This is a genomic window from Curtobacterium sp. BNK-1, from assembly GCF_048685235.1.
Taxonomy (GTDB): Bacteria; Pseudomonadota; Gammaproteobacteria; order Enterobacterales; family Enterobacteriaceae; genus Pantoea; species Pantoea agglomerans.
On record NZ_JBLQTJ010000001.1, the window covers coordinates 2,664,036 to 2,676,967 of the forward strand.

Sequence of the window (12,932 nt, forward strand, 5' to 3'; positions counted from 1 at the left end):
AAGCACAATTTGCTGATTATCACGCATTCTCTGCCGCACGCAACCCTCCATGACGGGCGACAAATAAAAAAGCGCAAATTTACTGTTCGCGACCTGCAATACAAAGTAATGCCCTGAAATGGTTCTGTGATCGCAGGCAGCAGCCCCTTAGGCTATAACACCGGCAAGATTCCTGTTACCGGACCCGCACATGCACCTGCTTAAACGTTTGATTCATCGCCGTCAGTTACTGCTTTCCGGGCTGGCTCTGGCCATTTTATCGCCGCGCGCGGTTCAGGCTAAAGAACAAGCCCTTACTGGTGCCAATCGTCACTCGCGCCCTGCCCCGCCCGCAAAGAACGGTAAACGTATCGTGATGATCGACCCCGGTCACGGCGGCATCGACTCTGGTGCCGTTGGCGAAGAGGGTTCCGAAGAGAAACACATCGTGCTGGAGATTGCCGGCAACGTGCAGCGTCAGTTACAGAGCCATCCGCGCATAGAAGTGCGTCTGACCCGCGACAGCGACCACTTTATTCCGCTCTATCAGCGGGTGGAGATTGCCCACCAGCACGGCGCCGATCTCTTTATGTCGATTCATGCCGACGGTTTTACCAGTCCCGATGCCAGCGGTGCCTCGGTGTTTGCGCTCTCTAATCGCGGTGCCAGCAGCTCGATGGCGCGCTATCTGTCACAGCGGGAGAACGATGCGGACAAGCTGGGTGGCGTGAAAGCGCAGCAGCAGGATCACTATCTGCAGCAGATTCTGTTCGATCTGGTGCAGACGGACACCATCAAAAACAGCCTGACGCTGGGCAAGCATGTACTGGATCAGATCCGCCCGGTTCATCATCTTCACAGCCAGCACACCGAGCAGGCGGCCTTCGCAGTACTCAAGTCACCGTCGATCCCCTCGGTGCTGGTCGAAACCTCCTTTATTACTAATCCGCGTGAAGAGCAGCTGCTCGGCACCACCGCGTTTCGTCAGAAAATCGCCTCGGCTATTGCCAGCGGCATCGTCAATTACTTTGATGAGTTTGATCGCCGCAACGCCTGATGCATGTCGTCGGTTCAGGCCGTGCGACTCGCCGCACTCATGCAAGCGGCGCGGTTTTGCGTATAATCGCGTCAGACTTTGACAAACCATAAGCGAAAAAATGGCTGATATTTCCCGCGTAAAAGCGTTCCTGCTCGCATTGCAGGATGAGATTTGTAACCAGCTGGCGGCTGAAGATGGCGGCGCAGCGTTTGCTGAAGATAGCTGGCAGCGCCCTGGCGGCGGCGGCGGTCAGAGCCGCGTCCTGCGCAACGGCGCGGTGTTTGAGCAGGCGGGCGTCAACTTTTCGCACGTGCATGGCGATCAGATGCCGGCATCCGCCACTGCACACCGGCCGGAGCTGGCGGGTCGCAGCTTTGAAGCGATGGGCGTGTCGCTGGTGATCCACCCGAACAACCCTTATGTACCTACCAGCCACGCCAACGTGCGCTTTTTTATCGCGGAGAAACCGGGTGCCGATCCCGTCTGGTGGTTTGGTGGCGGATTTGACCTGACCCCTTTTTATGGCTTCGAAGAAGATGCGCTGCACTGGCACCAGACCGCCGCTGACCTCTGCCAGCCTTTTGGCGAGGATGTCTATCCGCGCTATAAAAAGTGGTGTGATGACTATTTCTATCTGAAGCATCGTGATGAGCAGCGCGGCATTGGCGGCCTGTTTTTTGACGATCTCAACACGCCCGACTTTGAGCAGAGCTTCAGCTTTATGCAGGCGGTAGGCCGCGGCTTTATGGATGCCTATCGACCGATTGTGGCGCGCCGTAAAGATCACCCGTGGGGCGATCGTGAGCGTCAGTTCCAGCTCTACCGCCGTGGTCGCTATGTGGAGTTTAATCTGGTGTGGGACCGCGGCACGCTGTTTGGTCTGCAGACCGGCGGTCGCACTGAATCGATCCTGATGTCGATGCCCCCGCTGGTGCGCTGGGAATATGATTATCAGCCCGATGCCGACTCACCTGAAGCCGCCCTCTATCGCGATTTCCTGCCGGTGAAGAACTGGCTGAACCTGCCAGTCTGATCGTTTCTGCCGCTGCAGCGCGGGTCTCAACCCGCGCTGCGCTTACCTCTCGCCTGATCGGCCTCTTCTTTTTTACAGGGCACAGATTGCTACAGTGTGGCCTGCGTCATTCCTCCTGACTGCTATGCTTATGGGTGGAATATGGCGCACCCCACGGTTAACACCGCATGACGGCTCCTTCGCACCGCCTCGCAGCGCAACAATCAGAGAAACCGCATGTTCATCAGAAACTCTCTGTTGCAATGTTATGGGTTCGCGTTCCCGGTAGCAGAACATGCCACAGACCGGCTGCGAGGCCTGAGGTGCCCCCTGTTCGCTTTCATTTTTCTTTTCAAGGAGTTTAGAGATGAACCAGCTAGAAGCCCTAAAACAGTTCACCACCGTGGTGGCGGACAGTGGTGATATCGAATCGATTCGTAATTACCATCCGGAAGACGCCACCACCAACCCCTCACTCATTCTGAAAGCGTCCGGTCTCGAAGGGTATAAGCACCTGATGGATGACGCGATTGAGTACGCCAAAAAACAGGGCGGCAGCAAAGAGACGCAGATTATCAACGCCAGCGACAAAGTGGCGATCAACCTTGGTATGGAAATCCTGAAAAGCATACCGGGCCGTGTTTCGACCGAAGTGGATGCGCGCCTCTCCTTCGATCGTGGCATGTGTGTGACCAAAGCAGAAAAACTGATTCGGATGTATGAAGAGCACGGTATCGATCGCTCACGCGTACTGATTAAGCTGGCCTCGACCTGGGAAGGCATCCGCGCTGCGGAAGAGCTGGAGAAAAACGGCATCCAGTGCAACCTGACACTGCTCTTCTCCTTTGCTCAGGCGCGTGCCTGTGCCGAAGCGGGCGTGTTCCTGATCTCCCCGTTCGTTGGCCGCATCTACGACTGGTATAACTCGCGCAAACCCATGGACCCCTACGTGGCAGATGAAGATCCGGGCGTGAAATCCGTGCGTCGCATCTACGATTACTACAAGAAGCATCGTTACAGCACCATCATCATGGGCGCCAGCTTCCGTAAAGTGGAGCAGATTATCGCGCTGGCAGGCTGTGACCGCCTGACCCTGTCACCTAACCTGCTGGAAGAGTTGCAGAACAGTGATGCGCCGCTTGAGCGCAAACTGGAGCCTTCAACTGAAGGTTTCCACCAGCCGTCGCCGCTCTCCGAAGCGGAGTTCCGTTGGGAACATAATCAGGATCCGATGGCAGTTGAAAAACTCTCTGACGGCATCCGCCAGTTCGCGGTTGACCAGCAGAAGCTGGAAGATGTGCTCGCCGCACGCCTGTAGTCTTTATTTTAGTCGGGCGGGACTTTCCCGCCCTGATGCATAACAAGGGAGAACTTTATGTCCTCACGCAGAGAGTTGGCAAACGCGATTCGTGCACTGAGCATGGATGCGGTACAGAAGGCAAATTCAGGCCACCCCGGAGCGCCAATGGGAATGGCCGATATCGCCGAAGTGTTGTGGCGCGACTTCCTCCAGCATAATCCGACCAATCCCGCCTGGCTTGATCGCGACCGCTTTATCCTCTCCAACGGCCACGGCTCGATGCTGCTTTATAGCCTGCTGCACCTGAGCGGTTATGACCTGCCGATTGAAGAGCTGAAAAATTTCCGTCAGCTGCACTCTAAAACGCCAGGTCACCCGGAAATCGGCTACACCCCAGGCGTTGAAACCACCACCGGCCCGCTGGGTCAGGGACTGGCTAACGCCGTGGGCTTAGCGATTGCAGAACGCACACTGGCCGCGCAGTTTAACCGTCCGGATCATGAGATTGTCGATCACCACACCTATGTGTTTATGGGCGATGGCTGTCTGATGGAAGGCATCTCGCACGAAGTCTGTTCACTGGCGGGGACCCTGGGTCTCGGCAAACTGATCGGCTTCTATGACCATAACGGTATCTCGATCGATGGCGAGACCGAAGGCTGGTTTACTGACGACACCCATAAACGTTTTGAGTCCTACAACTGGCATGTGATTGGCGATATCGACGGCCATGACGCTGATGCCATTCGTGAGGCGATCAAAGAAGCGCAGAGTGTCACCGATAAGCCTTCACTGATTATCTGCCGCACCATTATCGGTTTCGGTTCGCCGAACAAAGCCGGTAAAGAGGAGTCGCACGGCGCGGCGCTGGGTGAGGCAGAAGTTGCCCTGACCCGCAAACAGCTTGGCTGGAACTATCCGGCGTTTGAGATCCCGGCTGAAATCTACCAGCAGTGGGATGCCAAAGCGGCGGGTGCTGAACGTGAAAAAGCCTGGGATGCAAAATTTGCGGCTTACAAAGAAGCCCATCCAGAGCTGGCGAAAGAGTATGAGCGCCGGATGAATGGCGAAATGCCCGCCAACTGGGAAACCGAAGCGACCCGGTTCATTCAGGAGTTGCAGGCTAACCCGCAGAAAATCGCCAGCCGTAAAGCGTCACAAAACTCGCTGGAAGCCTACGGCAAAATGCTGCCGGAGTTCCTCGGCGGTTCTGCTGACCTGGCACCGAGTAACCTCACCATCTGGTCAGGTTCTAAATCGATCAAAGAGGATCCGGCCGGTAACTATATTCACTACGGCGTGCGTGAATTTGGTATGACGGCGATTGGTAACGGTATCGCGCACCATGGCGGTTTCGTTCCCTACACCGCAACCTTCCTGATGTTTGTCGAATATGCGCGAAACGCCGCGCGTATGGCTGCGCTGATGAAGGCACGACAGATTCTGGTCTACACCCATGACTCCATCGGTCTGGGCGAAGATGGCCCGACGCACCAGCCGGTAGAGCAGATCGCCAGCCTGCGTCTGACGCCAAATATGAGCGTATGGCGTCCGTGCGATCAGGTCGAAACGGCCGTAGCGTGGAAAGCCGCCGTCGAACGTCATCACGGCCCGACTGCGCTGATCCTTTCGCGTCAGAATCTGCTGCAGCCGGAACGTACCCCGGAGCAGATCGAAAACATCAAACGCGGCGGCTACGTGCTGAAGGATTGCGACGGCACACCAGAAGTGATTCTGATCGCGACCGGTTCAGAGATTGAGATCACCCTGGGTGCAGCGGATAAGCTCACTTCAGGCGGTCACAAGGTGCGGGTGGTTTCACTGCCTTCTACTGACCTGTTTGATGCGCAGGATGCCGCTTACCGCGAATCCGTACTGCCAAGCGGCGTGAAAGCGCGTGTGGCGGTAGAAGCGGGTATTGCTGACTACTGGTTCAAGTATGTCGGTCTGGACGGTGCGATTGTCGGTATGACCACCTTTGGTGAATCCGCCCCGGCCAGTCAGCTGTTCCCGGAGTTTGGCTTCACGGTTGAGAATATCGTCAGCCACGCTGAAGCATTACTCAAGCCAGTTTAATGCTTATGCCCTTCCCGGCTCACCGGGAAGGGCCATTTCCACTTATAGCCTGATACATAAAAAAAACTCTATTCCCCTCTTCCCGCCCTGCGCAAACTCATTACTATAGAGCCGTCATACTTAATGCTGCCTGTGCGCTGGCTGTCCGTCTGTTCCCGCTGTCGTTCTGCCGGGATAACGCGGTTCTGTCCTGATGCATCCCGATGAGTGAAGGCAGATTTCCTCCGATTTTATAGCGAAGCCACTTCCGTTGAACATGCGCACACCCTATTTACTGGCCCTGATGGTTTCACTGCTTCCATTAAAAAGCATGGCGCAGGTCGCGCCCGATCCGCTGCTGGCCTCTCAGATTGTTGATCGCTATGCGGAACATATCTTTTACGGCAGCGGTGCAACCGGCATGGCACTGGTGGCGATTGATGGCAATCAGCGGGTGTTCGCCAGCTTTGGTGAAACTCGTCCCGGCAACAATGTCCGTCCGCAGAAAGATTCGCTGATTCGCATCGCCTCGCTGAGTAAGCTGATGACCAGTGAAGTGATGGTGAAGCTGGCTGAGCGCGGACAGATCCGCCTCGACGATCCCCTGAGTAAATATGCGCCGCCGGGTTCACGCGTGCCCACCTACAATGGTCAGCCCATTCGCCTGATCAATCTCTCGACCCACACCAGCGGACTGCCGCGCGAACAGCCAGGCGGCAAAGCGCAGCGTCCGGTATTTGTCTGGCCGACCCGTGGTGAACGCTGGGCGTGGCTGTCGCGCGCTAACCTCAAAGCGGCGCCAGGCAGCAGTGCCGCCTACTCCAACCTGGGCTACGATCTGCTGGGTGATGCACTGTCGCGCGCCACCGGCAAACCCTATCCGGCGCTGTTTCAGCAGCTGATTACCCGCCCGCTCGGCATGAAGGACACGACGTTTACGCCTTCGCCAGAGCAGTGCGGACGCCTGATGGTGGCGGAAAAAGGGGCCAGTCCGTGCAATAACACCCTGGCGGCGATTGGCAGCGGCGGTGTTTACTCCACGCCGGATGATATGGGCCGCTGGATGCAGCAGTTCCTTAACTCTTCGGTTAACCACCGCACGCCGCAGATCGATCGACTGCAGACGCTGATCTATCGTCGCGATCAGCTGAGCAAAGTAGAAGGCATGGATGTGCCGGGTAAAGCGGATGCGCTGGGGATGGGCTGGGTCTTTATGGGGCCGAAAAATGGTCGCCCTGGCATTATTCAGAAAACCGGCGGCGGCGGCGGTTTCATCACCTATATGGCGATGGTGCCGCAGCATAACGTAGGGGTATTTGTGGTGGTGACACGCTCGCCGCTGACCCGCTTTACGCCAATGAGCGACGGCGTGAATAATATGCTGGCCGAACTGGTCGGTAATCAGCTTGGCTCACCGATGATGGTGCAGGCGATTCGTTAACGCTGCTGTACGCCACCGTCAGACTGGCTGACCCACAGGGTTGGCCAGTCATCACTGCTGTGCCAGGCATCACAGGTCGACTCCTCCGCATACTCCGCTAACACAAAACGCGTGCCATCAAACTGCCAGCGTGTGGCACTGCCGCAGTCACCCAATCCACGTCCTTTACCAAAGGTGTAGAGCTGGCCGCTGGCCGCATCATATTCGGCGTTAATCAGCTCAAGCTGTCGATCACTGGCACCTGGTGGGGTAAACGGCAGAGTTAAGGTGATGCCGCGCGCGACATACGGCTGGCTGCGCGTCACTTCAAACGCCAGATCGATCACGTTATAAGCACCCATTTCACAACTCACCAGCAGCAGCGCGCGCTGATCGGTGAGTGGCGCCACGCTGACTTCACGGCGCAGTGGATCGAGTGAGCAGGAGTCGGTATTGACCCGCCAGGTGCCGTAATCAATCAATCCGCTGGTCTCGTCGCGCGTCAATGCCGCGGGTGGCTCGACAGCAGGCGGCAAGGGCGGCAGCGCAGGCGGTGGTGGGACATCCCAGCTGGCGCGATCGCCACGTTTGACCCATGCGCTCATGCTGTTGACCCGCCCCTGGGTGTCATCCATCAGCAACAGCGCGGCCTTCATGCCGCGCAGGGAGATCAGCGCATTGGGATCGAAAGTGAGCTGAAGGGTTTTCGCCTCCATCACCAGATCAAGAAACTCATCAATTGCGATGGCATTGCTGGTGGCGAGATGATGCGGTTCAACCGTCCAGTGTTTGAGGTCGGGTTTCAGACGGCGCTGATCCAGTAGCAAGTTGTCCTGAAGCGAACCGCCAGGCAGCGCGCCACTGTAGGCACTGCCGTAGTCGATTCGCAGCAAGGGGCGATCGTTGACGCCCGCATGCCGCGAAATCGTCATCACTAACCCTTTGTCGCCCGGAATATTGCGCGCCACGCAAAAGGCTTCATTGTTGCAGGTGATTTGCCAGTCGTTGAATGACTTTTGCAACGGTTCCGCCTGAACACAGGCAACCCACAGAGACGGCAACAGCCACAGCGATTTCATCCAATACGACATTAAGAAAATCGATCCCCGAATACCCAGAGTGGAGAGGATAGCGCATCAAAGGGCCTGCCAGGGTTCCCATTCTGTGAACCTGTGCAAAAAGCGCAGTTAACTGCTTAAAAAGCGTGCATGAAAAGTGGATTATGCTTCACTTTCTACGCTCAACGCCGTCACGCTGCAACAGGCTAACTGCATGATTTTTTATGGTATCAGCAAGCCAGCAATCTGCGCATGCTGCAACAGCATGACGGTTTTGCCGTCGCGAATGCGGCCATCGGCGACCATCGCCAGCGCATCAGGGAAAGGCAGTTCCAGTACGTCGATCGACTCATCTTCAACGCCGCCGCCCGCATTGTCGCGCAGCGATTCATTATATTCCGCTGCGAAAAAGTGGATCAATTCAGTGACGCCGCCCGGCGACATATAGCAGGCATAGAGTTTCTCCACCTCGCCCACCGCATAACCGGTCTCTTCAATCGCCTCTTTGCGAATGCAATCTTCCGGAGAGTCGTCGTCCAGCAAGCCGGCACAGGCTTCAATCAACATGCCGCCCTCGTTACCGTTGACGTAAGTGGCGATACGGAACTGGCGCGTCAGGACCACGCTGTTCTTTTCACGGTTATAGAGCAGGATGGTCGCCCCGTTTCCGCGATCGTAGACTTCACGTTTATGGCGGATAACCTCGCCACGACGATCGGTGATCTCATAGGTGTAGTTACGCAGCACAAACCAGTTTTCGGACAGGAGCTTATCTTTGATGATGTTGATCTTAAACGACATGAGGACTCCGCTACCGCATAAAGGGAGCCTTTCATCATAGGGGCAAGCTTGCGGGAAAACTATCTTAATTCTCGCGGTGAATGAGGCGGTTTACGCCAAAAAAAAACCAGCCCGAAGGCTGGCCTGATTGCTGCAGCGCTTATCAGCGCGAGGTGTCGTCAGCCAGTCGGGTCGGCTGAGGCTCCTCTTCGTGATGATCCTGTTCGGTCTCAGCTATGGCGTGAACACGCTTACGCACGCCAAACCATCCCAGCACCAGCAATACCGCGATCAGCGGAATGGAGGCGATGGTGTAAGTCCCGTTCGGGTAGTCAAACGCCATCAGCACCAGCACGCTGAACAGGAACAGCAGCGTCAGCCATGAGGTAAACGGCGCGCCTGGCAGCTTGAAGCTGACATCATCCGCCTTGCCCTCTTTAATCGCTTTGCGCAGACGCAGCTGACAAACCACGATAAAGGCCCAGGAGGAGATAATCCCCAGCGAGGCGACGTTCAGGACGATCTCAAACACCTGAGAAGGCACATAGTAGTTAAGCACCACACCAATCACATAGACGGCGATGGTCACCAGAATACCGGCATAAGGCACCTGCTGACCGTTCATCTTAGACATGAATTTCGGTGCAGAGCCACCCATCGACATGGAGCGCAGAATACGCCCGGTTGAGTAGAGGCCCGAGTTCAGGCTGGAGAGCGCCGCACTCAGCACCACGATATTCATGATGCTGCCAACGTAAGGCACGCCCAGCTTCGAGAAGAAGGTAACAAACGGACTCTGACCCGCCTGATAGGCGTTCCACGGCAGCAGCAGCACCAGCAGGACCACGGAGCCAACGTAGAACAGGCCGATACGCCAGATCACGCTGTTGATCGCTTTCGGCAGCATGGTTTTCGGGTCTTTACATTCTCCCGCCGCCGTACCTACCAGTTCGATAGAGGCAAAGGCGAACACCACACCCTGAATCAGCACCAGCGCAGGCAGTAAGCCGTGCGGGAACATGCCACCGTTATCGGTGATCAGATGGAAGCCGGTGCTGTTGCCATCCAGCGGTTTGCCGGTGCCAAGGAACACCACGCCCACCACCAGGAAGATCACAATTGCCAGCACTTTCACCAGCGCGAACCAGAACTCCATCTCGGCAAACCACTTTACGCCGATCATGTTCATGGTGCCGACAATCGCCAGCGCGCCCAGGGCGAACACCCACTGTGGCACATCACCAAATGCGCCCCAGTAGTGCATGTAGAGCGCGACGGCGGTGATATCGACGATGCCGGTCATTGCCCAGTTGACGAAGTACATCCAGCCCGCCACGTAGGAGGCTTTCTCACCCAGGAATTCACGGGCGTAGGAGACGAAGCTGCCGCTGCTGGGACGGTGTAACACCAGTTCGCCCAGCGCACGCAGAATAAAGAAGGAGAAGATGCCACACACCAGATAGATGATGGCTAAGGCGGGGCCAGCAGCTTGCAAACGGCCACCTGCGCCCAGGAACAAACCGGTACCGATGGCACCGCCGATCGCAATCATCTGTACGTGACGGTTACCCATCGCCTTCTGGTAGCCGGCGTCATGAGAGTTGAGCCAGCGTCGTTTCGCAGCGCGCATCTCGCCTGGGGTTTTGTTTTTAGATTTCATAGCATTCCTGTTTGTCCTGACTATCAGTCGTCGCCCCCATTTCAGGCGTAATGCCCTGTGAAATGGGGTATTTTCCTCTGTGCGTTTGCCTGTGAGTGAGTGCCAGGCAGCGCGGGAATTTACGGCGATGAATCCTACCCGTTCTGCAAGAACGAAGCAAAATATACCGGGCAGATGCACAGGCTGATTTGTAAGAATCCATCCTGATGCACAAAAACAAAAAAACCGGCCATTTTCAGGCCGGTAAAAGCTACAGGGATGGAAACAGGAGGGTTGGGTTAGCGATAAATCTCTGCGGTGCCGCTCCACAGGCTGGAGTCGCCTGGGTTATCGACACCGATAACGCGGTAATGGCTGGCGCCCATCTCTTCCGCTTTTTGCGACAGCTGGCGATTCGCATCGTCCAGCGAGCCGCGAACGCCGGAGACCGAAACGCTACCGATGCTCTGCATACTCTGCGCCTGCGACTGATCGACCGGCGCGGCGGCGAAAGTGGCAAATGAGGCGGTAGCCAGTAATGCGCCCGCCAGGACAGCATTCAGCTTTTTCATTGGATGCTCCTTAATCTGTGATCGGGGTTGAGTTGATGACTGGATGAATTATTAGCGCTGCAATGAAAAGCAACATCGGGACGATGTAAACCTGTTCCTTTTTTAAGCGTTGAACAGCAGCACGTCCTGGGAACTGTCAGTTGCGGTCATTTTATGTGCTATGTGTAACGTCCTGTGCGATAAACAGGGAATGGATCATTTGCGTTACGTTAATGCGCTCTTATAATTCCCGCACTCTCAACAGGGCCATTCATGTGATTGTTAAACGTTCCGTAACTCAAAGCATCGCTCAGGCGCTCAGCGCCATTGTCCTGCTGTCGCTGCTCACCACCGGTCTGGCATTAGTCACGCTCCTGAGCAGCCAGCGCGACGCGGAGGCGATCAATCTGGCGGGTTCACTGCGCATGCAGAGCTATCGCATGGCCTGGGATGCCAGCCGTCAGCCGCAAAATCTGGCTCATCATCTGGCGCGCTATCAGCAAACGCTGGATGCCCCGGTGCTGCAAAAACTTGATCGGCCCTGGGTACCCCGTGAAGTAAGTATTCGCTATCAACGGCTGCGTGCCGCCTGGCCCTCGCTGCAGCAACAGTTGCAACAGGGCGATACCGTGGCTTATCAGCAGCAGGTGCCGATCTACGTCGGTGAAATCGATCGCTTTGTGCTGGGTCTGCAACGCTATACCGAGTTGAAAATGCATCTGGTGGCCGCCAGCAGCCTGGTGGGGGTCATTGCGATTGTGGCGCTGGCACTGATGACGATTCGCTTTACCCGACTGCAGGTGGTGCGCCCGCTTAATGCGCTGGTCACCGCCAGTCGCTATGTTGAGAGCGGCAACTTTGCTTTTCCGCCGCTGCACGTTGAGCAGCAGAATGAACTGCGGGTGCTGTCGCATGCCTTCAGCGGCATGGCGGCACGGCTGCATTCGCACTACCAGCTGCTGGAAAGCACGGTGCGCGCCAAAACAGAAGATTTAACCCAGGCGAATCGCACGCTGTCGCTACTCTATGACAGCTCACAAATGCTGACCGCCAGCCCGCTGCATCCGGCACTGTTTGAAGCCGTGTTAACCAATGTACTGACGCGCGAGAAACTGACGGCGATCCGGCTCGACAGCGACCAGTTTCAGTTTCGTGCCGGTGATGATCAGGCAGCCGGTCAGTGGCAACGTCTGCCGTTACAGCAGGACGAGCAGCAGATTGGCGAGCTGCGCTGGCAGACAGCTGGTGCCTCGCCTCCGGATGAACTGATGCGCAGCCTGGCGGCGATGCTGGGACGGGCTATCTGGATCTGGCAGGCACAGCAGCAGTATCAGCAGATGCTGCTGATTGAAGAGCGCACGACCATTGCCCGGGAATTACATGACTCGCTGGCGCAGTCGCTCTCTTTTTTACGCATTCAGCTGACCCTGCTGCGCCGCGCCGTTGATAAAGACGATAGCGCCGCCCATACCATTATCGCGGACTTCGATCAGGCGCTGGCCGAGGCCTATCGTCAGCTGCGTGAGCTGCTGACCACCTTCCGTCTGACCATTGAGCAGGCGGATCTGGTGGCGGCCATGCAGGCGATGATCGCCTCGCTGCAGGAGAAGAGCAGCGCAGAGATACACTTTAACTATCAGACCGGCCTGCAGAGTCTGGAAGCACAACAGCAGGTGCACGTGTTGCAGATCGTCCGTGAGGCGCTGCTGAATGCGATTCGTCACGCCAGTGCGCAGGTTATCCGGGTGGATTATCAGCACAGTGAAAAATGTGAGCACTTACTGACAATTACCGATGATGGCGTGGGGATGAACAGCACTGAAGAACCGCCGGGCCATTACGGCCTGACTATTATGGCGGAGCGCGCTCAGCGCCTGAGCGGCCATCTGACCCTCCACGCACAGCCACGGGGTACCAGGGTGGAGTTGCGCTTTCCACCGCAACCGGCGCGCCCGCTGGAATAGCAGGCCAGACCTAATCTTAATTCATTAAAATAATCTATCGGTTTGCGACCGCGGGCTATTCGATACAGAACAGGGTGTTGTCCCTGAACAATACCGTCTGATCTGCCGCAGTCTGAAACCTATGAAACGGAGAAA

General features: G+C 56.6%; 10 protein-coding genes. 6 read left to right on the top strand and 4 right to left on the bottom strand.

All coding sequences use genetic code 11. From position 1 onward, the window contains the following. The first annotated feature begins 190 nt into the window (after nt 1–190). The 5 genes from amiA to ampH all read left to right on the top strand — a co-directional run bounded on the left by amiA (nt 191) and on the right by ampH (nt 6,826). Nucleotides 191–1,036: an N-acetylmuramoyl-L-alanine amidase AmiA gene (gene amiA, locus ACMGGP_RS12575; RefSeq protein ID WP_086906227.1), complete on the top strand. Its 846-nt coding sequence runs from the start codon at nt 191–193 to the stop codon at nt 1,034–1,036. Between the two features lie 100 nt (nt 1,037–1,136). After that, nucleotides 1,137–2,051: an oxygen-dependent coproporphyrinogen oxidase gene (gene hemF / locus ACMGGP_RS12580; RefSeq protein WP_010671360.1), complete on the top strand. Its 915-nt coding sequence runs from the start codon at nt 1,137–1,139 to the stop codon at nt 2,049–2,051. 346 nt (nt 2,052–2,397) lie between these two features. Further along, nucleotides 2,398–3,348, top strand: coding sequence for a transaldolase (tal, locus tag ACMGGP_RS12585; RefSeq protein WP_010259954.1), 951 nt, complete (start codon nt 2,398–2,400; stop codon nt 3,346–3,348). A 57-nt stretch (nt 3,349–3,405) separates the two neighbouring features. After that, nucleotides 3,406–5,406: a transketolase gene (gene tkt, locus ACMGGP_RS12590; RefSeq protein WP_010259958.1), complete on the top strand. Its 2,001-nt coding sequence runs from the start codon at nt 3,406–3,408 to the stop codon at nt 5,404–5,406. A gap of 256 nt (nt 5,407–5,662) precedes the next feature. Then, complete coding sequence (gene ampH / locus ACMGGP_RS12595; protein ID WP_010259962.1) at nt 5,663–6,826, top strand: D-alanyl-D-alanine-carboxypeptidase/endopeptidase AmpH; 1,164 nt, start codon at nt 5,663–5,665, stop codon at nt 6,824–6,826. Here ampH and ACMGGP_RS12600 read toward each other — a convergent pair. From ACMGGP_RS12600 to ACMGGP_RS12615, 4 genes are all read right to left on the bottom strand, one after another. Further along, nucleotides 6,823–7,896, bottom strand: a complete 1,074-nt coding sequence (locus ACMGGP_RS12600) for a DUF1176 domain-containing protein (protein ID WP_010259965.1) — start codon at nt 7,894–7,896, stop codon at nt 6,823–6,825. The genes ampH and ACMGGP_RS12600 overlap by 4 nt on opposite strands. 189 nt (nt 7,897–8,085) lie before the next feature. Continuing rightward, the gene (gene nudK, locus ACMGGP_RS12605; RefSeq protein WP_089415051.1) at nt 8,086–8,664 is read right to left on the bottom strand and encodes a GDP-mannose pyrophosphatase NudK; all 579 of its coding nucleotides are present in this window, start codon (nt 8,662–8,664) and stop codon (nt 8,086–8,088) included. Nucleotides 8,665–8,806: 142 nt separating this feature from the next. After that, on the bottom strand, nt 8,807–10,303 hold the full coding sequence (ansP, locus tag ACMGGP_RS12610) for an L-asparagine permease (RefSeq protein ID WP_010259970.1): 1,497 nt from the start codon (nt 10,301–10,303) through the stop codon (nt 8,807–8,809). Nucleotides 10,304–10,581: 278 nt separating this feature from the next. After that, the gene (locus ACMGGP_RS12615) at nt 10,582–10,854 is read right to left on the bottom strand and encodes a YdgH/BhsA/McbA family protein (RefSeq protein ID WP_010671356.1); all 273 of its coding nucleotides are present in this window, start codon (nt 10,852–10,854) and stop codon (nt 10,582–10,584) included. A gap of 254 nt (nt 10,855–11,108) precedes the next feature. On the opposite strand from ACMGGP_RS12615, the gene narQ reads away from it, so the two are divergent. Next, the gene (narQ, locus tag ACMGGP_RS12620) at nt 11,109–12,797 is read left to right on the top strand and encodes a nitrate/nitrite two-component system sensor histidine kinase NarQ (RefSeq protein ID WP_498798487.1); all 1,689 of its coding nucleotides are present in this window, start codon (nt 11,109–11,111) and stop codon (nt 12,795–12,797) included. Nucleotides 12,798–12,932 lie beyond the last annotated feature (135 nt).